This window comes from Pseudomonas cavernicola (assembly GCF_003596405.1).
GTDB classification, from domain to species: Bacteria; Pseudomonadota; Gammaproteobacteria; order Pseudomonadales; family Pseudomonadaceae; genus Aquipseudomonas; species Aquipseudomonas cavernicola.
Map to the genome: position 1 here is coordinate 1,208,043 of NZ_QYUR01000006.1, position 20,191 is coordinate 1,228,233.

Annotated in this window: 14 protein-coding genes, 2 tRNA genes, 3 rRNA genes and 4 pseudogenes; 11 read left to right on the forward strand and 12 right to left on the reverse strand. The window is 58.3% G+C overall.

Going from position 1 to position 20,191, the window contains the following annotated elements; translation table 11 throughout:
• Positions 1 to 6 precede the first annotated feature (6 nt).
• Both D3879_RS27685 and D3879_RS21755 read left to right on the forward strand, forming a co-directional pair.
• Positions 7 to 486, forward strand: a pseudogene (locus D3879_RS27685) (IucA/IucC family protein); the annotation flags it as partial.
• A gap of 98 nt (positions 487 to 584) precedes the next feature.
• On the forward strand, positions 585 to 2,693 hold the full coding sequence (locus D3879_RS21755) for a TonB-dependent receptor (RefSeq protein WP_119956300.1): 2,109 nt from the start codon (positions 585 to 587) through the stop codon (positions 2,691 to 2,693).
• Positions 2,694 to 3,244: 551 nt separating this feature from the next.
• Here D3879_RS21755 and D3879_RS21760 read toward each other — a convergent pair.
• From D3879_RS21760 to D3879_RS21770, 3 genes are all read right to left on the reverse strand, one after another.
• Complete coding sequence (locus D3879_RS21760) at positions 3,245 to 4,063, reverse strand: carbon-nitrogen hydrolase family protein (protein ID WP_119956302.1); 819 nt, start codon at positions 4,061 to 4,063, stop codon at positions 3,245 to 3,247.
• Between the two features lie 13 nt (positions 4,064 to 4,076).
• On the reverse strand, positions 4,077 to 5,765 hold the full coding sequence (locus D3879_RS21765) for a flavin monoamine oxidase family protein (RefSeq protein WP_119956303.1): 1,689 nt from the start codon (positions 5,763 to 5,765) through the stop codon (positions 4,077 to 4,079).
• Between the two features lie 178 nt (positions 5,766 to 5,943).
• The gene (locus D3879_RS21770) at positions 5,944 to 6,405 is read right to left on the reverse strand and encodes an Lrp/AsnC family transcriptional regulator (RefSeq protein WP_119956305.1); all 462 of its coding nucleotides are present in this window, start codon (positions 6,403 to 6,405) and stop codon (positions 5,944 to 5,946) included.
• Positions 6,406 to 6,768: 363 nt separating this feature from the next.
• On the opposite strand from D3879_RS21770, the gene D3879_RS21775 reads away from it, so the two are divergent.
• Positions 6,769 to 7,575 carry a class I SAM-dependent methyltransferase gene (locus D3879_RS21775; protein ID WP_119956307.1) on the forward strand — a complete coding sequence of 269 codons (807 nt, stop codon included), beginning with the start codon at positions 6,769 to 6,771 and terminating at the stop codon, positions 7,573 to 7,575.
• Between the two features lie 383 nt (positions 7,576 to 7,958).
• On the opposite strand, the pseudogene D3879_RS21780 reads toward D3879_RS21775, so the two are convergent.
• From D3879_RS21780 to ada, 4 genes and pseudogenes are all read right to left on the reverse strand, one after another.
• Positions 7,959 to 8,888, reverse strand: a pseudogene (locus D3879_RS21780) (LysR family transcriptional regulator).
• 71 nt (positions 8,889 to 8,959) lie between these two features.
• Positions 8,960 to 9,610 carry a DNA oxidative demethylase AlkB gene (gene alkB / locus D3879_RS21785; RefSeq protein WP_119956309.1) on the reverse strand — a complete coding sequence of 217 codons (651 nt, stop codon included), beginning with the start codon at positions 9,608 to 9,610 and terminating at the stop codon, positions 8,960 to 8,962.
• Positions 9,611 to 9,620: 10 nt separating this feature from the next.
• Positions 9,621 to 10,370, reverse strand: a complete 750-nt coding sequence (locus D3879_RS21790; RefSeq protein WP_119956311.1) for a 2OG-Fe(II) oxygenase — start codon at positions 10,368 to 10,370, stop codon at positions 9,621 to 9,623.
• Positions 10,367 to 11,446: a bifunctional DNA-binding transcriptional regulator/O6-methylguanine-DNA methyltransferase Ada gene (gene ada / locus D3879_RS21795; RefSeq protein WP_119956312.1), complete on the reverse strand. Its 1,080-nt coding sequence runs from the start codon at positions 11,444 to 11,446 to the stop codon at positions 10,367 to 10,369. Before ada ends, D3879_RS21790 begins: the two co-directional genes overlap by 4 nt.
• Before the next feature lie 586 nt (positions 11,447 to 12,032).
• Here ada and D3879_RS21800 point away from each other — a divergent pair.
• From D3879_RS21800 to D3879_RS21830, 8 genes and pseudogenes are all read left to right on the forward strand, one after another.
• Positions 12,033 to 12,431 (forward strand): ArsR/SmtB family transcription factor, encoded by a 399-nt coding sequence (locus D3879_RS21800; RefSeq protein ID WP_119956314.1) that lies wholly within the window; start codon positions 12,033 to 12,035, stop codon positions 12,429 to 12,431.
• A complete protein-coding gene (locus D3879_RS21805; RefSeq protein ID WP_119956316.1) occupies positions 12,412 to 12,909 on the forward strand; it encodes an SRPBCC family protein in 498 nt (165 codons plus the stop codon). Before D3879_RS21800 ends, D3879_RS21805 begins: the two co-directional genes overlap by 20 nt.
• A 35-nt stretch (positions 12,910 to 12,944) precedes the next feature.
• A pseudogene (locus D3879_RS21810) lies at positions 12,945 to 13,166 on the forward strand (DUF899 family protein); the annotation flags it as partial.
• 108 nt (positions 13,167 to 13,274) lie between these two features.
• On the forward strand, positions 13,275 to 13,760 hold the full coding sequence (locus tag D3879_RS21815) for a DUF1579 domain-containing protein (RefSeq protein ID WP_119956320.1): 486 nt from the start codon (positions 13,275 to 13,277) through the stop codon (positions 13,758 to 13,760).
• A 221-nt stretch (positions 13,761 to 13,981) separates the two neighbouring features.
• Positions 13,982 to 14,509: an SRPBCC family protein gene (locus tag D3879_RS21820; protein ID WP_119956323.1), complete on the forward strand. Its 528-nt coding sequence runs from the start codon at positions 13,982 to 13,984 to the stop codon at positions 14,507 to 14,509.
• Between the two features lie 114 nt (positions 14,510 to 14,623).
• Positions 14,624 to 15,172, forward strand: coding sequence for an SRPBCC family protein (locus tag D3879_RS21825; RefSeq protein WP_119956325.1), 549 nt, complete (start codon positions 14,624 to 14,626; stop codon positions 15,170 to 15,172).
• The gene (locus D3879_RS27550; protein WP_274381399.1) at positions 15,169 to 15,300 is read left to right on the forward strand and encodes a hypothetical protein; all 132 of its coding nucleotides are present in this window, start codon (positions 15,169 to 15,171) and stop codon (positions 15,298 to 15,300) included. The genes D3879_RS21825 and D3879_RS27550 overlap by 4 nt, the downstream gene beginning before the upstream one ends.
• A gap of 15 nt (positions 15,301 to 15,315) precedes the next feature.
• Positions 15,316 to 15,702, forward strand: a pseudogene (locus tag D3879_RS21830) (SRPBCC domain-containing protein); the annotation flags it as partial.
• A gap of 253 nt (positions 15,703 to 15,955) precedes the next feature.
• Here the strand turns inward: D3879_RS21830 and rrf are convergent.
• The 5 genes from rrf to D3879_RS21855 all read right to left on the reverse strand — a co-directional run.
• Positions 15,956 to 16,071 (reverse strand): 5S ribosomal RNA (gene rrf, locus D3879_RS21835).
• Between the two features lie 135 nt (positions 16,072 to 16,206).
• Positions 16,207 to 19,096, reverse strand: a 23S ribosomal RNA gene (locus tag D3879_RS21840).
• Between the two features lie 241 nt (positions 19,097 to 19,337).
• Positions 19,338 to 19,413, reverse strand: a tRNA-Ala gene (locus tag D3879_RS21845).
• Positions 19,414 to 19,443: 30 nt separating this feature from the next.
• A tRNA-Ile gene (locus D3879_RS21850) sits at positions 19,444 to 19,520 on the reverse strand.
• Between the two features lie 65 nt (positions 19,521 to 19,585).
• A 16S ribosomal RNA gene (locus D3879_RS21855) occupies positions 19,586 to 20,191 on the reverse strand; the annotation flags it as partial.

Consider the following 20,191-nt stretch of genomic DNA (forward strand, 5'->3'; position numbering starts at 1 on the left):
CCGGATTTGAAGCACGCCTACCCGGAAAAACAGCAGCAATTGCTCTCGCGCTGGAGCGCTTGGCACCCCAGCCTTCAAATCCCACCGAATTACGCTCGAGCATTTGAACAATGCATTGGAACCCGCTTCGCAGCGCTGCTTCCAACGTCTGATCCAGGCGCCGTTTCGCGAACCTCGACGAACGTGAATACGACGAACACAACCGCTGCTGGTTGCCGCTTGAGAATGGCGCCCAGCTTTGTTTCGAGCACCTGTCGGCAGGGCGGATGAACAGCCGGGACGTGCGCGCCAGTATTACCCTGCACAGCCCCGCTGTGCCTACCTCAAAAGATCCAGCTTCCGCCTGAACTGCTCGCCCTGCTCCGCACCCGGCTCAACCCTGCGGCATCAAGGGAGGTGCTGGACTGCCTGGCTCAGGAGTTCGATGACAGTTTCAGCAATGACACGCTTTGCCTGGCCTTCCATCACGGCTGGAACCTCCAGTTGGCAGCTTTGGGCATCCGCTGGGTACTGGCATCAACGTCGATGCCACAGCCAACAGTTTTTTCTACCAACACTCATCAAAACTAAAAAAAGACCACACCATGACCCGTACCAAACTCTCCCTGCTGATTCCGCTGCTCGGCTCCTTCAGTGCCCCAACCTGGGCCGAAGAAACCGAGCAGCCAGGCACCCTGAACATGCAAGCCACAGTTGTCTCGGCCACCCGCAGCGAAGCGAGCATCGCTTCGATTCCAGGCTCGGTGCAGGTCATCGACGAACAGCAGATCCGTGAGCAGAGCGGCACCGGCCGCCGAGTCGCCGATATCCTCGGGCAACTGGTGCCAGGCCTGGCACCCTCCAGTGGCGGGATGAGCAACTTCGGTCAGACCCTGCGTGGGCGCAACATGCTGGTGTTGATCGACGGCGTGTCGCAAAACGCCACCCGCGACAACTTCCGTCAACTCAACAGCATCTCGCCCGCCAGCATCGAGCGCATCGAAGTGGTGTCTGGCGCGAGCAGCATCTACGGCGCCGGGGCTTCGGGCGGCATCATCAACATCATCACCAAACGCAACCAGGGCCAGGACCTCGCCTTTAGCAGCAAACTGGGCCTGGGCAGCGGCAACAACCTCAATCCCAAGGGTTTCGCCTACGAGGCGTTCCAAAGTGCGACAGGCCGACAGGACGCACTGGACTGGTATGTCTCGGCAGACCTGATCCAACGCAACGACCAGTTCGACGGCAACGGCAAGCGCATTCCCCAGGACACCTCCCAGGGCAGCAACATGGATACCGAAACCTATGACCTGCAAGGTCGGTTCGGTTACGAGTTGGATGCCGACAAAAAGCTCAACCTGTTGCTGCAAGACTACAAGGATCAGCAGGACACCGACTACACCAAGGATCCGAAGAACCGCCAGGAAGCCGTCGCGATCAAGGGCTTGAAGCTCGACGACCAACCCTACACCCACAACCAGGCGGTCAACCTCAACTACACCGATAAGGATTTGTACGGCCAGGGCCTGGTGGTCGAAAGCTACTGGCGCCGTGCCGACGCGCTGTTCTTTCCCGATCTGGCTCGGGGCAAGGCCGGTGTCTCGGACAACAACAGCGTGCAAGATGTATACGGCCTGCGTGCTGCCATCGATAGCCCGTTGCCGTCCATCGGCGATGCCACCGGCAACCTGGTCTGGGGGGCCGACTACGACCACGAGCGCTCCCGCCAGCGTGGCGACCAGTACAAGGTCAACGGCCTGAGCTACAGCAAGACTGGCGCCACCTTTGAATTGGGGCCGGACATCGAAACCACCACCAAGGCGTTGTTCGGGCAAATGTCCTGGGACATCGCTGACTGGACCCTGCGTGGCGGCATACGCCGTGAGTGGATCGAAAGCGAAGTCGCCGACAGCATCGCCTACGGTGAAATCGTTCAGACCGGCAAACGCTCGACCTTGCCCGGCGACACTCTCAACTATGACGACACCCTCTACAACCTGGGAGCGGTCTATCACCTGAGTGAAAACCAGGACCTGTTCGCCAACTTCAGCCAGGGCTTTTCGCTGCCGGACATCCAGCGCTTCATGCGCGATGTCAGCAGCACCTTCAACATCCAGAGCCTCAACGCCCAGGCGATCAAAGTCGACAGCTACGAGCTGGGCTGGCGTGGTACTTGGGATCAATGGCAAGCCGACGTCACCGTTTATGAGAACACCTCGGACGTCACCCAGTTCTTCGACGCCAACGACCGTGTGCTGCGCCTGATCAACCAAAAGGAACGCGTACGCGGCATCGAGAACAGCCTGACGTATCGTGCGACCGATCACTGGTCGGTGGGCGGCACTTACGCTTGGGCCAAAGGTGAAACCGAACAGAACGGCAAATGGATCGACCTGCCGGCCACCCGCATTTCACCGGCTAAAACCACTTTGTTCGTCGGCTATACCGAAGACGACTACAGCCTGCGTCTGCAGGGCATGCATCTGTCCAGCTACGATGCCGCCGCCAAAGACAACAATGGCCGCGATATCGAGGGCTACACCCTGGTGGACATGCTCGGTTCGGTGGAGCTGCCGGTCGGCCGCCTTGAAGGTGGGGTCTACAACCTCACCAACCGCACCTACCAGAACCTCTTCGCCCAGGCCAACGCCCGCGCGCCTTTTGCCAATGCCGAAGGGCGTACGCTGAGCGTCAGCTACTCGGTCGACTGGTAACTCAAGAGGTACATAACTTGAGAGCTGTCATCGTTTTTTGAACGATGACAGATTACCGGAGCTCGCTCGGCGGGAGTGCTTCACATCGACCGCTCATGATGCAGTCCCAACCCCACTTGCGTAGTCGTGCTTTGCGCCAGTAGTCCTTGACGACATCTTCAGGGATGTCCTGATCATCATTGAGGGCGAACTGCGGGGCCAGGGCGTACTTCACATCCAAATGCCTGGTCAGTGGCAATGCACTTAGGTGGTCAAGCGAGATGTAATTTCGCACCTGGATCGGCCAACAGCTCGCAGGCGCTGACTATCCGTTGACAGTCCAAAAGCTCAATGTGCGCAGACCAAGTGCCAGTGCCAGGTCAGCCAGGCCGCTTGCTTGAGACGCTCGACCCGACCTATACCCTGCTGAAAAAAACGGAACATGCCGTAGATATCCACCATGGATTCAAGCGCCCCCCGGCAGACGGGGCGCCCAACTTTCAATATCTGACCAATCCCGATGGGAGTGAACGAGGTCGATAATGCCTTGGTGGTTGGCCTTAGGGCGAACCTCAGCGCTGAGATCTGTCCGCAGCAGTCAGGGCACCATAGAGCTCGGGACGCCGGTCCTGTAGGTAGGGCGTCTGCTGCCTTGCCTGCTCGACCACACGCCGGTCGAGATCAGCGAGCAACAGCTCCTCATCGCGTCCAGCCTGTGCCAGCGGCGTTCCATCAGGTGACGAAACACTGCTAAGGCCGCAGTAGGTGATATCCCCTTCGGCGGCGCAATAGTTGCCATAGGCCAAGTAGAACTGATTTTCATACGCTCGCGCCCGTACCGTGGTGGTCGCGACGAAATCATAGGGAAGCATGTTGGCCGTCGGCACCAGCACCAGATCGGCACCAGCCAAGGCCAGTCTGCGGGTGTTTTCCGGAAACTCAACGTCGTAGCAGATCAACAGCCCCAGGTGCCAGCCCTGCCATTCGATCAGCGCGGTATCCAGCGCCTCACCCCGGCTGAACAAACTGTGGTCCAGCTCGCCATACAGATGCGTCTTGCGGTAGTTGCCCAGGCGCTGGCCCTGGGCATCGATTAGTTGCACCGCGTTATAAACGAGGCCAGCTCCAGCGCGCTCGGGATAGCCATAGAGAATCGCCACACCGGCAGCCTGGGCAATCCGGGCGATGACCTGCGCGGAGGGGCCATCGCAAGGTTCGGCAAGACGCGAGACCGCCTCGGCACCGATGTTATAACCGGTCAGGAACATTTCAGGGCAGACCAGAAGGTCTGCCCCCTGCTCCGCCGCACGCAGTGCCGTGGCCTCCAAACGACGCAGGTTGCCTGCGACATCCAGAGGCGATGACGCGCATTGATAGACGGCCAGACGCATCTTGCTCACTCCTTCACTCAGGCAATTCGATAGGACCGATCTCATGGAAGACATCGCCGGGCCCGGGGTTTTCCGGATAACTGCGGCCACCAAAGTGAGTCATGATCCCCCACGCCGCATTGAGCGAGGTCTGCACTGCGCCCTCGACCCAGGCCGGAGTCCAGGACACATCGTCGCCGGCGATGAAGATGCCACGCTGTTCCGCCGGCATATCGGCCTGCATGAAGTGCGCGTACATGCGCTGGTTATAGCGGTAATGACCCGGTAGCGCCCCCTTGAAGGCGCCGAGGAAGTGCGGATCGGCTTCCCAGGAGACAGTGATTGGATCACCAATGATATGGCTGGCGATATCCACATCCGGATAGATCTTCTTCAACGCATCCAGCGCCAGTTTGACGCGCTTCTCGATTGGTTGCGGCAGCATTTTCAAGGCATCGCTCATCCAAGAGTAGGACAGGCAGATCACCCCCGGCTTGTCGTCGCCGTTATCGAACAGATAGGTGCCACGAGTCAGACGGTCGGTCAGGGTCATGCTCATGACATCGCGCCCGGTTTTCGGGTCTTTGTCTTTCCAGAACGGCCGGTCGACCATCACGAAGGTCTTCGAAGACTGCATGTAACGGGTACGGTCCAGTGCCATCCACATCTTCTGCGAGAACAGCGACTCTTCGCATTCGATCTGGGTAGTCAGCAACCAACTCTGGCAGGTGGTCAGTACAGCCTCGTAGTGGCGGCTCACCCCCCAGTAGTCAGTCACTTCGAAGTGGCCGTTGCTATCGCGGGCAATCCGTTTCACTCCCGGGCGCGGCGCGCCACTGTGCAGCGAAGACAGGGTAGTGCCTTGCGGCCAGTGTGCGCATTTTTCCGGCGCATGGCGCCAGATACCCAGCGGGACCTGCTCTACACCGCCCTCGATCAGGTGCTGGTGATCGTCGCAGTTGGTCATCACCACGCGGAAGATTTCCAGCATGGAGTTGGGGAAATCGGAATCCCAGCCACCGGTGCCGAAACCGACCTGACCAAAGACCTCACGATGATGGAAAGTCAGACGGGCAAAAGCCTCGGAACTGGCGACGAAATCATAGAAGGTGCGGTCATCCCACAGCGGCACCAGGGTATTCCACAGCTCTTTGAGCTTGGCCACATCGCGATTGCGGATGGCCTCCTGGATACCACTGAACTGGGCTCCGCTCTCCAGGGCTTCAGCCCAGGCGTCGGCGACTTCACTGAACAGCGCCGGCAGATCGGCCAGGCGGTTGGCGTAATAGGTCTTGCCTTCCAGGTCGACCACGGTACTGCCTGAGGCAGGCGTCAACGGGTTAGGGAACGGCTTGGTCTTCAGTCCCAGCTTGTCGACATAGTGGTAAAAGGCCGTGGACGACACCGGGAAGCGCATGCCACCCAGCTCGGCAATGATACCCTCGGCGCCTTCGAATGCCTGTGAGCGCAGACGGCCGCCCATGCGCGAAGCTTCGTAGACGACAGGCTTGAGGCCCAACTTCATCAATTCATAGGCAGCCACCAGACCGGCGATCCCGGCGCCGACAATGGCCACTTCCTTGCCATGGTTCTCGGCTGGAATGCTGCCCAGCCCCGCCGGATGCTCGATCCAGTCGTCGAAGGCAAACGGAAAGTCAGGACCGAAAATGGTGATGGGCTTCTTCCCGTGGCTATCGGGATGGCGATTGTTCTTAGCAGTCATGGCAAGGCCTTGAGAAAACCAGAATGGATGTTCATCACCCTGCCCGCCGGCAAGGTGTCATACGGTGAACAGCAGTCTAGGGAACATCCAGGCTGACTATAAGACGCAAAATGCAGCGATTAGACGAAGCCTGACTGCATTACGACGACAAAACCAAGCTAATTGACGAAGCACATCCTCAAAGCGGATGGCCACGGTCAACTTTAGTAGACAAAATGATCGAGGTCGTCGTCTTCTCCACCCCGTCGAAACTACCGATTTGATCGAGCAGCTGATCGAGGCGCTCCGGGGAGTCCACCCGCAGCCAGGCCACATAATCGAACTCGCCACTGACCGCACAGAGCTGCTGGACTTCCGCCATGCCGCTCAACCGGCGCAGAACCTCTTTGCCGGAACGCGGTTGCAAGGTAATACCCACATAGGCCTGCAAACCTCCATCAAGCACCCGCTGACCCAGGCGCACGCCATAGCCGGTGATGATTTTCGACTTTTCCAGGCGTGCGATGCGGGACGTTACCGTGGTACGCGCAATCCCCAGGCGACGGGCCAGCACCGCCACACTTTCTCGAGCGTTGATCTGCAAGGCAGCAATCAATTGACGGTCGATATCGTCGAGGGCAGGTAAATACAAATCAGGCATGAATAATCGCTCGGACCAAATAGACAGCAGTGCAAGGGTCGGGTAGGGAACATCGTATTGTCAAAGCTTCTGCGATCGGACGGGGCATGTCACGGGCAGAGAGGTTGCTGGACAGGGCGTAATTGCAGCCCAACACCTTGATGCCGTTCAGGACCATCTGGTCACTTAGCTCGAACAATGCCCAGAGCCTTGGCCTCGTTGCTGCGGCTGACGATGCAGCCGTTGTTGCCCAGTCTGAACCTACCGAACCGCCGCTCCTCCCGACTAACTCGACCGGATCAAAACGACCTGAAGCCGACGCTCACAGCTAATATCTAGCGCTGTTGGAGTAAATGTCTGACCCGTTAATGATAGGAGATCATGATGGCGATACCACCGACTCAAAGTGTCGTGGCAAGCAACAGAGAGGCCTGGAACGACTCGGCGAAGCATCACAAAGATACCGATGCGTGGCGGGCACTTCTCGGGGCGGTCGGCCAAGCAGATTTCTCATGCTTTGATCCCATACTCACTCATTTGCTTCTGAGCCTAGGCGTCGAAGACAAGAACATTGTCCAACTCGGTTGCAATAATGGGCGCGAGTGCCTGTCGTTGTTAGGACTTGGGGCTCGAACCGTGGTCGGAGTCGATCAATCCGCAGCTTTTCTCGCTCAAGCACGGGAACTGGCATCGCTTTCCCCTCACGATCCGGTATTCGTCGAGGCCGACATCCATTCCTTGCCGCCTGCGCTCCATGATCGTTTCGATACTGCGCTAATCACGATTGGGGTATTGAACTGGATGCCGGATATCGCGGTTTTTTTCTCTCGTGTCGGCGCCACTCTCCGACAGAGTGGAACCCTGGTGATCTACGAAACCCACCCTTTCCTAGAGATGTTCGCACCCGAGACGGCCGATCCCTTTCGACTAGCGGAGTCCTATTTCCGCACCGAGCCCTTCGTCGAGGAACGGGTCATCGTCTACGAAGGTCAGAGCCAGGCGAAAGGCGCTCCTTCCTATTGGTTTGTCCACCGGTTGAGCGACATCGTCACTGCGTTAATAGAGGCCGGCCTCCAGATCGCACACTTCAAGGAATATCCTCACTCCAATCGCGAGGACGCCTACGATCTGTATCAGCATCAAAAGGCGCAGTTGCCGATGTGCTACACCCTGACGGCGATAAAGCGATAGTCGGCTTTCGAAGAAGCGGACTGTCGCAATAACTAGCGTCTGAACTAAGTCGCCCCGCGAAGCGGGGTCGGCTGGTATGAATTGTTAGGCCAACACATGAAGGCCAGGGTCACGGCTATCCAATCAGCTTGTCTCTGCGCACCTTACTTAGCGACCCCAAAGCCTTGTTGTATGACCACTCAACCAACTCGGCCAAATATCCGGGCGGCACGCTCTGGACATCAACGATTGTCACCCAAGCCCAGGCTGCTCAAGTCGATTTGGCAGCAGTCCAAGCAACGCCAGTAAAGTGCCATCATTCTGTCCACTGACCGCACCAGGCTGATCTGAGCCACCAAGCAAATGGAGCGCCCTCGGCCACAAGCTGGCACGGGGGGAGCTAGTTAGATACGGCTCGCCCCTCCGGCCGCAAACCGCGCTGGCAATTTCTGCTGTTCGAACGCTTCGGTGACGAAGTCGATAAAGGCCCGGGGCTTGGCCGATAGCAGCTTCTGGCTGGCAAAGTAGAGCGAGATCGGTCCGGCATCGCTGTACCTGTCCGGCAGCAAGCGGATCAGCGTCCCTCGTTCCAGATGCGGCAAGGCGTGGGGCATCGCGACCAAGGCTACACCCAAGCCCAGCAAGACGCCGCGCACCAGGACTTCCGGGTCGTTAACGACCATACCGGCTTTCATTTCGACGGCCATTTCAGCCCCGTTGCTGCTACGCATTACCTCTGAGCGCAATCGGCCGGTCTGGGATTAGCGCATCAGTAGCCCGTCGAACAGCGCAAAGTCAGCCGGAGTCGTTGGCAACGCCCTGCCCTGCAGATAAGCCGGAGCCGCCACCGCCACGACATGTGCCCACGCCAACTCACGGACCACCACGCCCGGTGTCAACTCGATACCGCCACCTATGGCGACATCGAAAGCACCGGCAATCAGGTCCACCTGACGATTATCGAACTGCCAGTCCGGCACCAGATCCGGGTAGCGCGCCATGAAGGCCGGCATCAGCGGCAGGATGTAATCCAGACCGCAGGCCATGGCCACGCTGATCTTGAGCACGCCGGCCGGTTGGTCTAAGTGGCTGGTCAAGTCCGCTATGGCCGCCTGGATGCTGTCCAACCCGCCGCTGACGGTCTGCAGGAAGCGCTCGCCGGCCTCGGTCAACGTCAGCCGGCGGGTGCTGCGCTGGAACAGCCGCACGCCGAGGTTGGCTTCCAGCTGAGCGAGGTTGCGGCTCACTGCGGCGGGTTTCACGGCAAGCCGTCGAGCGGCTGCGGAGAAGCTGCCGACTGGCCCAGTCCCCCCGACGGGCCGCCGCCCACTCACAACTTGGTCAAGTTCAACTGACGGCACGCCGGGAAATCCACCAGCGCATCCTTCGAAGCCTCGGATGCGCCTCACCCGGCCTTGCGGAACGTGAGGTTCGGCCGCTGGCTACCCACTAACGGATGGAAACCCTCTTTGAGCGGCAACACCCCGTGATAACTCAACCTTGCTGGCCCGCCCCACACGACCACATCCCCGTGCATAAGACCAATGCGCCGGGCTGGCACCGAGCGGCTTAAGCCACCGAACAGAAAGACCACAGGAAGACCAAGCGACACCGAGACAATCGGCTGGCCAAAGTCGCGCTCGTTCTTGTCCTGATGCAACGACAGCCTTGAGCCCGGTTCGTAGCGGTTGATCAAACAGGCGTCCGGCACGAACCGGCTGAACCCTGCCCGCTCTGCCGCGTGCGTGGCCAGCTGCAGAAACACCTCAGGCAGCGGCGGCCAGGGCTGGCTGCTGAGCGGGTCAACGGGCCCGTAGCGATAGCCGGCTCTATCGCTGATCCAACCGAGGGCGCCGCAGTTGCTCATGCCGACCGACATGGGCAAACCGCCCGGGGTACGCATGTGACGGAACGGCGCCTGAGTGATCACCTCCGCCAGGGCACTGAGCAGCTCGCGTTCATCCGCGGCGGCAAAACCGCGCAAGAGCACAGCACCTGGGGCCAACTGCTCCTGCGACTCGAGAGTGCTCGCGCCGTCGAACAAATCCATGGTCATGGCTTTGTGCTCAAACGGCGTCGTGGAAAATCACGCCAACGGTATGCCGATGCCCCGAGCGCAAACGGCTGACGCCATGGCGTAGGTTCACCCGGTAGGTGCCACGAGTACCCTGCACCGGGCGCTGGTGAACGGCGAAGATCACCGCATCACCCTGTTTCAGCGGCACCACTTCAGGACGCGATTGCATACGCGGGCGCTGCTCGGTCAAGACAAACTCGCCGCCGGTAAAGTCGCGGCCGGGCTCTGAAAGCAGAATCGCCACTTGCAGCGGGAATACCTGCTCGCCGTAGAGGTCCTGATGCAGGCAGTTGTAGTCGTCGACACCGTATTGCAGGAGCAGTGGCGTCGGCCGCAACTGGCCCGCGGCATGGCAGCGGGCGATGAACTCGGCATGTTGCGCGGGGTAGGTGACGGCGAGACCCATCGCCTGATTCCAGCGGTTGGCGATGGGCGCCAGGTGCGGATAGAGCGTGGTACGCAGCCCGGCGATCATGTCCGGCAGCGGATAGTTGAAGTACTTGTACTCACCGCGCCCGAAGCCATGCCGCGCCATCACCACCCGGCTGCGGAAAAGGTTCTCCTGCGAGTAAAACCCAGCCAGCGCGGCGCATTCGCTCGGGCTCAGCAGGCGCTCAAGCAGTGCATGACCTTGCGCATCCAGATCCTCGCTGATGCGCTGCCAATCCCGAACCTCAATGCGTTCGACCAGGGTAGCTGCGCAGCCCAGAGCGGCCATCGTGTTGGCTGGCGCGTTCATGCGTGCGCCTCCAGATTGAGCAAGGCACGCTTGCGTTCGACGCCCCAACGATAGCCAGACAAGCCGCCGTCGTTACGTACGACACGATGGCAAGGAATCGCCACGGCCAGGGCATTGGCGGCGCAGGCTCCTGCAACTGCGCGCACGGCACTTGGCGAACCTATGCGCAGGGCGATTTCGGTATAGCTCGCCGTCGAGCCTGGCGGAATGTCCCGCAAGGCCTGCCAGACCCGCTGCTGGAATGCAGTTCCACGAACATCCAGCGGCAGATCCAGACCGATTGCCGGGGCCTCGACGAAACCAACGACTTTGGCCACTACCTGTTCGAAATCGCTGTCGCCACCAATCAGCGTGGCGTGGGGGAAGCGGTCTTGAAGATCACGGACCAGCAGGTCGGGATCATCGCCCAGCAAAATTGCACAGACTCCGCGTTCGCTCTGCGCGACCAGAATCGAACCCAGCGAGCACTCGCCTACGGCGAAGCGTATTTGCGTATTTACGCCGCCGGCACGGTATTTCGACGGCGTCATACCCAGCAGCTGATTCGAGGCTTCGTAGAAGCGCCCATTGGAGTTGAAGCCGGCGTCGTAGATCGCCTCCGTCACCGATTCGCTGCGACCGAGTTGGTCACGCACGCGTTGCGCCCGCTGAGCGTCGGCGTAGCCTTTTGGCGTCAACCCGGTGATGGCCTTGAACACACGATGGAAGTGATAGGTGCTCATCCCCACCTGTTTGGCCAGCGCCTCCAGGCTGGGTGCTTGTTCTGCGTTGTCGAGCACCCGACAGGCTTGCGTGACTTTTGCTGCGTGCTGTTCCGCCAGTGACGGCTGGTCGGGCTTGCAGCGCAGGCAGGGGCGGAAGCCGGCCCTTTCAGCGTCTTCGCGAGTCGCATGGAATTGCACGTTTTCGGGGTTTGCAGGGCGCGCCGCACAGGAGGGCCGGCAATACACCCCCGTGCTTTTTACCGAGTAGAAGAATTGCCCGTCTGCTTCGGGATTCCGAGCCTGAACGACAGCCCAGCGCGGGTCATTGACCGTTACGGCGGCGAGCTGGGCTTTCTTGATTGAAGTGTTCATATGGGCTCCTTCAAAGATCCACATTGCCGCTTCAATGTATCAACGCCATCTTGGCCTGAAACTCCGTGCCTTGCTTTCAAATCCGGCCAGATCGCTTGCGGGGTCGCAAGCCTGTCTGGTTACAGGTGTCAGTGTTGCGCAAGCAAGATCCGGAGACCTCATGCACATGCTCGACTGTACCCTTCCACTCGGAAGGGACGGCAAGCAAGCGACGGTCTGCCGATGAATAGCCCTGCAGTCCCTGGCTGGCTCAATCTCGACTTCCAAGACACTTCTTTAATTCACATGCTCGTAGGCACTGGCGAATTTTACCTCAGCGCCAGCCTCCACCTTTGCTAAACCGATTCCTGATTACGTACTTACTTCAACAAGCTTTGCGACTGATCCTAAGCCGTGGCCCTAACAGGCTAACAACGACTCTCCCCATGGACTCTGGAAGATTTGTGGAAGGACATCCGCCGTGCCCGCCCAAGTGCTCCAAGCCTTCTGGATTGCCGCTAAGGCTGCGCCCTTGAGGTTATTTGACAAATCACGAAGGCCGTCTAAGTTTTACCGAGTGGTTAATTAACCAATTGGTATCCAGCGAATGTCCCCTGATCAGCTCAGCTCCACCTTCGCGGCACTCGCCGACCCCACTCGCCGCGCCATCCTGGCACGCCTCGCCACGGGCGAGACTACGGTAACCGAGCTCGCCGAGCCCTTCGAGATGACCCTCCCTGCCGTGACCAAACACCTCAAGGTGCTGGAGCGCGCCGGCCTGATCTCGCGCAGCCGCGAGGCGCAGTGGCGGCCCTGCCGGCTAGAGGCCAAGCCGCTGGAGGACGTGGCCGACTGGGTGGGGCAGTACCGTCAATTCTGGGAAGAACGCCTCGATCGCCTGGAGGACTACCTGCGCGAACTGCAAGCACAGGCAACCACAGGGGAAACACCACAGAAACCCTTGCAGAACAGCAGGGAGAGGGAAGATGAGCGCAAAAAAAACTAATGTGTCAGCTAGGCGCGAACGTTCCACCCATCACGCTACCTTCGTTATCGAGCGCAACTACGACGCCTCGCCCGCCCAAGTATTCGCCGCCTGGGCGGAGCCAGCGGCCAAGGCTCGCTGGTTCGTGGGGCCCGACGAGTGGGAGGCCTCCGATCACGAACTAGACTTCCGGGTCGGCGGACGAGAAAGCGTCAGCGGCTGCGCAGCTGGCGGCCCGGTCCATGAGTACGACGCCTGCTATCAGGACATCGTGCCGGACCAGCGCATCGTCTACAGCTATGACATGCACCTGAACGAGACGCGGATATCAGTCTCGCTGGCAACGGTGGAGCTCAAACCTGCGGGCAGTGGCACGCGGCTCATCTTCACCGAGCAGGCCGTCTTTCTCGACGGCATTGATAACGTCGCCGAGCGCGAGCGCGGCACGCGCGATCTGCTGGACAACCTGGGAGCGGAACTCCAGCGCACGCGCGCCTGAACGACGCAATCACCGGCACGAAGAGGGAGATCATCATGGACGCGAACCCGATCGTCTCACGCGAAGCATGGCTGGCCGCCCGCAAGGCGTTCCTGCTCAAGGAAAAACAGCTTACCCCTGCGCGCGATGCACTGAATGCTGAACGGCGCCGATTGCCCATGGTGCGCATCGACAAGACCTACGTCTTCGAGGGCGCGGACGGCAAGGCCAGCCTGTTCGACGGGCGTCGTCAGCTCATCGTCTACCACTTGATGTTCGGTGCGGACTCTCCGCCTCTCGGACAGTAGCGACGAGGACTGCTGTCATTCGCGGGAACGCGAGTGATCCGTCAAACACCACAGTGAAAATCGAAAGGAGATGAGGCGATGACAACCGAAGCGCAGAAGGAGCACCAGTGGCTGCAGAAGCTCGTCGGAGAGTGGACGTGCGAAGTCGAATGCATCATCGAGCCGGGCCAGCCGCCGGTGAAGTGGATGGGTTCCGAGAGTGTGCGGTCGCTGGGCGGCCTCTGGATTCTCGGCGAGGGACAGAGCGAAATGCCCGCTGGCGATAGCCCCGCATCGTCAGTCTTGACGCTCGGCTATGACCCGCAGAAGAAGCGCTTTGTGGGCACCTGGATCGGTTCGATGATGCCCCACCTCTGGGTCTACGACGGCGAGTTGGACGCCGCTGCCAGGGTCCTGACGCTCGACACCGAAGGCCCGAATATGGCCGCCGAGGGGGCGCTGGCGAAGTACAAGGATGTGATCGAGCTCAAGAGCGACGATCAGCGGGTGCTGACCTCGCACATGCTTGGCGATGACGGGACGTGGCAGCAGTTCGTAACGGTGAATTATCGGCGCAAGCAATAGCGCAGACAGGATCTAGTGGCCTGCGTGGCTAGTTCCATTAGTTAACTTCGGCACCTGAAGCCGCGATCCGGCGTTGCAATTCCTCGCCGTAGCCGTGCTACGACTCGTCATTGCGCCTTGCCTCGCGACTCCCTGCATCCGAATTTAAGTTAACGAACTAACCGTACAGGCCACCAGGGTGGGCACCCCCACCCTACAAGACAACAAAACAGGAGATATTCATGTTGAAAATCATTGCTATCGCACTTGTCTGCCTTATCGGCGCCATTCTCGCCTTTGCCGCCACTAAGCCGGACACCTTCCGCGTCCAACGTATGGCCAGCATCAAGGCGCAGCCGGAGACGATCTTTGCCCAGATCATCGACCTGCGTGGTTGGAGTGCTTGGTCGCCGTATGAAAAGAAAGACCCGGACATGAAGCGGACCTTCAGCGGCGCCGCCACTGGCAAGGGCGCCATTTATGAATGGGTGGGCAACACCGAAGTCGGCTCGGGACGAATGGAGATAACCGAGGCATCGGCGCCCAGCAAGATCACCATCAAGCTGGACTTCATCAAGCCGTTCAAGGCCCATAACACCGCTGAATTCACCCTGGTCGCCAAAGGCGATAGCACTGAGGTCACCTGGGCCATGCAGGGCCCCACCCCGTATCTGGCGAAGATCATTCACGTTTTCTTCAATATGGATCGCATGGTCGGCAAGGACTTCGAGGCCGGTCTCGCCAATCTGAAGGCTCTTGCTGAAAAGTAACCGTGCCACTCGTGCAGATACTGCGAGCAGTCCTGTGCGTGGCATCGCTGTCAGCCCCTGCGGCAAGCCCCATTCGCCGCTTCACCCACGCATTTAAAGCAGAGGAGAACAGTCATGAATGCAGCAGACTCCGATACCCCAGCGAATAGTACTGCGGCCACTCACGAGTTCGTCTTCACGCGCACCTTCGATGCGCCCCGTGACCTCGTATTCAAGGCCTGGACCGAAGTGGATCGCCTAGCGCAATGGTGGGGGCCAAAAGGTTTCAAGATGCTGGTCAGCACCCTGGATTTACGCCCGGGCGGTGTCTTTCACTACGGCATGCGCGCCCCAAACGGCCAGGACATGTGGGGGCGGTTCGTGTATCGCGAAATTGTGGCGCCGGACAGGCTCGCCTTCATCGTGTCCTTCTCCGATGAGCAGGGCGGCGTCACCCGGCACCCCTGGAGTCCGGACTGGCCGCTGGAAGTCCTGTCGACGATGACGTTCGAGGAGCACTCAGGTAAAACCACAGTCATTGGTCGATCGACTCCCTTCAACGCGACTGAGCTGGAGCACAAGACCTTCGAGGCCGGGTACGACTCCATGCAGCATGGCTACAGCGGCACCATGGATCAGCTCGCCGACTACCTGGCGAAAGCGACCGAGGGACCGAGTCAATGAACAGCATCGTCAGAAAAATGCAGGTCAGCACGACCGAGGACGACAACGAAATCGTCTTCACGCGGCTCTTCGACGCCCCGCGCGCGCTGGTCTACAAGGTGTTCACCGATCCCCGCCACCTGGCGTAGTGGTGGGGCCCGCACGGTTTCAGCAACCCGGTCTGCGAGGTAGACCTGCGACCGGGTGGAGCCTATCGCATCGTCATGCGCGGTCCCGATGGCACGGAGTACCCGCTCAAGGGCGTGTACCTCGAGATTGTGGAGAACGAGCGCCTCGTCATGACCGACAGCACCGAGGAGCATCCAGCCGAGTGGCACGAGCAACTGAACCAGTACCGTGAGAATGAAGGCCAGGCCGCGCAGGAGTTACGCTGGACGGTGACTTTCGAGGAGCACGGCGGCGGGACGAAGCTCAGCATCCGGACCCTGTTCGCGTCGGTGGTGGATCGCGACGCATTCATGAAGATGGGCATGGCCGACGGCTGGTCGCAAAGCCTGGAACGCCTCGAAGCGCTCTTGGCAAAGGCTTGAGCCTAGAGCCGCCACCCGGCCTGTGGCGAAGCCGGAATCAGGCGCTGTGTTGGCCATCAGCACAACGCCCCTTTACAGCCTGCGCTTTTCATCCCGCCGACTGATGGCGCCGGGCCATCAACAGCTCGTTCAGATAATCGATGTGCATAGCTCGCACGTGACATTCCCGGCCTGGCGCGCCGCTGCGCTGCTTTTCCGGCGCACAAAGACAAACCCCCCACTCGCTTGCGCGACTGGGGGGTTTGGAATTTAAGCTTGACGATGACCTACTCTCACATGGGGAGACCCCACACTACCATCGGCGATGCGTCGTTTCACTACTGAGTTCGGGATGGGATCAGGTGGTTCCAACGCTCTATGGTCGTCAAGCAATTCGGCTGGAGTGTCGCTGACGCGCTACTCCTAATTGGGTCTGTGATAGACAGTCTTGCGCGAGTTTGACGAACTTTCGGTCTCGTCTTCACACTCATCAATTCGCCGTTAAGCAAATTGCTTGGGTGTTATATGGTCAAGCCTCACGGGCAATTAGTATGGGTTAGCTCAACGCCTCACAGCGCTTACACACCCCACCTATCAACGTCGTAGTCTTCGACGGCCCTTTAGGGAACTCAAGGTTCCAGTGAGATCTCATCTTGAGGCTAGTTTCCCGCTTAGATGCTTTCAGCGGTTATCTATTCCGAACATAGCTACCCGGCGATGCCACTGGCGTGACAACCGGAACACCAGAGGTTCGTCCACTCCGGTCCTCTCGTACTAGGAGCAGCCCCTCTCAAATCTCAAACGTCCACGGCAGATAGGGACCGAACTGTCTCACGACGTTCTAAACCCAGCTCGCGTACCACTTTAAATGGCGAACAGCCATACCCTTGGGACCGGCTTCAGCCCCAGGATGTGATGAGCCGACATCGAGGTGCCAAACACCGCCGTCGATATGAACTCTTGGGCGGTATCAGCCTGTTATCCCCGGAGTACCTTTTATCCGTTGAGCGATGGCCCTTCCATACAGAACCACCGGATCACTAAGACCTACTTTCGTACCTGCTCGACGTGTCTGTCTCGCAGTCAAGCGCGCTTTTGCCTTTATACTCTACGACCGATTTCCGACCGGTCTGAGCGCACCTTCGTACTCCTCCGTTACTCTTTAGGAGGAGACCGCCCCAGTCAAACTACCCACCATACACTGTCCTCGATCCGGATAACGGACCTGAGTTAGAACCTCAAAGTTGCCAGGGTGGTATTTCAAGATTGGCTCCACGCAAACTGGCGTTCACGCTTCAAAGCCTCCCACCTATCCTACACAAGCAAATTCAAAGTCCAGTGCAAAGCTATAGTAAAGGTTCACGGGGTCTTTCCGTCTAGCCGCGGATACACTGCATCTTCACAGCGATTTCAATTTCACTGAGTCTCGGGTGGAGACAGCGCCGCCATCGTTACGCCATTCGTGCAGGTCGGAACTTACCCGACAAGGAATTTCGCTACCTTAGGACCGTTATAGTTACGGCCGCCGTTTACCGGGGCTTCGATCAAGAGCTTCGCGTTAGCTAACCCCATCAATTAACCTTCCGGCACCGGGCAGGCGTCACACCCTATACGTCCACTTTCGTGTTTGCAGAGTGCTGTGTTTTTAATAAACAGTCGCAGCGGCCTGGTATCTTCGACCGGCATGGGCTTACCGAGTAAATCGTTCACCCTCACCGGCGCACCTTCTCCCGAAGTTACGGTGCCATTTTGCCTAGTTCCTTCACCCGAGTTCTCTCAAGCGCCTTGGTATTCTCTACCCAACCACCTGTGTCGGTTTGGGGTACGGTTCCTAGTTATCTGAAGCTTAGAGGCTTTTCTTGGAAGCATGGCATCAACCACTTCGCGCTCTAATGAGCACTCGTCATCAGTTCTCAGCCTTAGGCGCCCGGATTTACCTAAGCACCCAGCCTACAACCTTAAACTTGGACAACCAACGCCAAGCTGGCCTAGCCTTCTCCGTCCCCCCATCGCAATAACTAGAAGTACAGGAATATTAACCTGTTTTCCATCGACTACGCTTTTCAGCCTCGCCTTAGGGACCGACTAACCCTGCGTCGATTAACGTTGCGCAGGAAACCTTGGTCTTTCGGCGTGGGTGTTTTTCACACCCATTGTCGTTACTCATGTCAGCATTCGCACTTCTGATACCTCCAGCAAGCTTCTCAACTCACCTTCACAGGCTTACAGAACGCTCCTCTACCGCATCACCTAAGTGATACCCGTAGCTTCGGTGTATGGTTTGAGCCCCGTTACATCTTCCGCGCAGGCCGACTCGACTAGTGAGCTATTACGCTTTCTTTAAAGGGTGGCTGCTTCTAAGCCAACCTCCTAGCTGTCTAAGCCTTCCCACATCGTTTCCCACTTAACCATAACTTTGGGACCTTAGCTGACGGTCTGGGTTGTTTCCCTTTTCACGACGGACGTTAGCACCCGCCGTGTGTCTCCCGTGCTCGCACTTGCTGGTATTCGGAGTTTGCATCGGTTTGGTAAGTCGGGATGACCCCCTAGCCGAAACAGTGCTCTACCCCCAGCAGTGATACACGAGGCGCTACCTAAATAGCTTTCGAGGAGAACCAGCTATCTCCGAGCTTGATTAGCCTTTCACTCCGATCCACAGGTCATCCGCTAACTTTTCAACGGTAGTCGGTTCGGTCCTCCAGTTAGTGTTACCCAACCTTCAACCTGCCCATGGATAGATCGCCCGGTTTCGGGTCTATTCCCAGCGACTAAACGCCCTATTAAGACTCGCTTTCGCTACGCCTCCCCTATTCGGTTAAGCTCGCCACTGAAAATAAGTCGCTGACCCATTATACAAAAGGTACGCAGTCACCCAACAAAGTGGGCTCCCACTGCTTGTACGCATACGGTTTCAGGATCTATTTCACTCCCCTCTCCGGGGTTCTTTTCGCCTTTCCCTCACGGTACTAGTTCACTATCGGTCAGTCAGTAGTATTTAGCCTTGGAGGATGGTCCCCCCATATTCAGACAAAGTTTCTCGTGCTCCGTCCTACTCGATTTCACTTCTAAGATCTTTTCGCGTACAGGGCTATCACCCACTATGGCCGCACTTTCCAGAGCGTTCCGCTAAAATCAAAGAAGCTTAAGGGCTAGTCCCCGTTCGCTCGCCACTACTAAGGGAATCTCGGTTGATTTCTTTTCCTCCGGGTACTTAGATGTTTCAGTTCCCCGGGTTCGCTTCTTACACCTATGTATTCAGTGCAAGATACCTAACTTATGTTAGGTGGGTTCCCCCATTCAGATATCTCCGGATCACAGTCTGTTTGCCGACTCCCCGAAGCTTTTCGCAGGCTACCACGTCTTTCATCGCCTCTGACTGCCAAGGCATCCACCGTATGCGCTTCTTCACTTGACCATATAACCCCAAGCAATCTGGTTATACTATGAAGACGACATTCGCCGAAAATTCGCAATTAAACTCGCAAATTTTACCTTAGCCTGATCACACCCCAGTGAAAAGGGTGACCAGTCTATTCTTTCTATCACATACCCAAATTTTTAAAGAACGATTGTTACTTACTAGTCAAAGACCAGAAGTCAATATTCAACCAGGTCACCCCAGGAATATTCAATTCTGAACTCTCGCGGCGTCTGTATGGTGGAGCCAAGCGGGATCGAACCGCTGACCTCCTGCGTGCAAGGCAGGCGCTCTCCCAGCTGAGCTATGGCCCCATATTCGTACAAGGCCAACCCCACAACAATTGGTGGGTCTGGGCAGATTCGAACTGCCGACCTCACCCTTATCAGGGGTGCGCTCTAACCAACTGAGCTACAGACCCAATCGTCTTTCGCAATGAATCAAGCAATTCGTGTGGGAGCTTATAAGGAAGCTGATGTCGTCGATTAAGGAGGTGATCCAGCCGCAGGTTCCCCTACGGCTACCTTGTTACGACTTCACCCCAGTCATGAATCACACCGTGGTAACCGTCCCCCTTGCGGTTAGACTAGCTACTTCTGGTGCAACCCACTCCCATGGTGTGACGGGCGGTGTGTACAAGGCCCGGGAACGTATTCACCGTGACATTCTGATTCACGATTACTAGCGATTCCGACTTCACGCAGTCGAGTTGCAGACTGCGATCCGGACTACGATCGGTTTTATGGGATTAGCTCCACCTCGCGGCTTGGCAACCCTTTGTACCGACCATTGTAGCACGTGTGTAGCCCTGGCCGTAAGGGCCATGATGACTTGACGTCATCCCCACCTTCCTCCGGTTTGTCACCGGCAGTCTCCTTAGAGTGCCCACCATAACGTGCTGGTAACTAAGGACAAGGGTTGCGCTCGTTACGGGACTTAACCCAACATCTCACGACACGAGCTGACGACAGCCATGCAGCACCTGTGTTCGAGTTCCGAAGGCACATCCGCATCTCTGCAGACTTCTCGACATGTCAAGGCCAGGTAAGGTTCTTCGCGTTGCTTCGAATTAAACCACATGCTCCACCGCTT

Coding starts and splice junctions, on each gene's coding strand:
- alkB (WP_119956309.1), bottom strand. CDS start 9,610: ATGACCATGGATTTGTTCGACGGCGCGAGCACTCTCGAGTCGCAGGAG.
- D3879_RS21805 (WP_119956316.1), top strand. CDS start 12,412: ATGAGCGCAAAAAAAACTAATGTGTCAGCTAGGCGCGAACGTTCCACC.
- D3879_RS21755 (WP_119956300.1), top strand. CDS start 585: ATGACCCGTACCAAACTCTCCCTGCTGATTCCGCTGCTCGGCTCCTTC.
- D3879_RS21815 (WP_119956320.1), top strand. CDS start 13,275: ATGACAACCGAAGCGCAGAAGGAGCACCAGTGGCTGCAGAAGCTCGTC.
- ada (WP_119956312.1), bottom strand. CDS start 11,446: ATGAACACTTCAATCAAGAAAGCCCAGCTCGCCGCCGTAACGGTCAAT.
- D3879_RS21760 (WP_119956302.1), bottom strand. CDS start 4,063: ATGCGTCTGGCCGTCTATCAATGCGCGTCATCGCCTCTGGATGTCGCA.
- D3879_RS21790 (WP_119956311.1), bottom strand. CDS start 10,370: ATGAACGCGCCAGCCAACACGATGGCCGCTCTGGGCTGCGCAGCTACC.
- D3879_RS21820 (WP_119956323.1), top strand. CDS start 13,982: ATGTTGAAAATCATTGCTATCGCACTTGTCTGCCTTATCGGCGCCATT.
- D3879_RS21800 (WP_119956314.1), top strand. CDS start 12,033: ATGTCCCCTGATCAGCTCAGCTCCACCTTCGCGGCACTCGCCGACCCC.
- D3879_RS21770 (WP_119956305.1), bottom strand. CDS start 6,405: ATGCCTGATTTGTATTTACCTGCCCTCGACGATATCGACCGTCAATTG.
- D3879_RS21765 (WP_119956303.1), bottom strand. CDS start 5,765: ATGACTGCTAAGAACAATCGCCATCCCGATAGCCACGGGAAGAAGCCC.
- D3879_RS27550 (WP_274381399.1), top strand. CDS start 15,169: ATGAACAGCATCGTCAGAAAAATGCAGGTCAGCACGACCGAGGACGAC.
- D3879_RS21775 (WP_119956307.1), top strand. CDS start 6,769: ATGGCGATACCACCGACTCAAAGTGTCGTGGCAAGCAACAGAGAGGCC.
- D3879_RS21825 (WP_119956325.1), top strand. CDS start 14,624: ATGAATGCAGCAGACTCCGATACCCCAGCGAATAGTACTGCGGCCACT.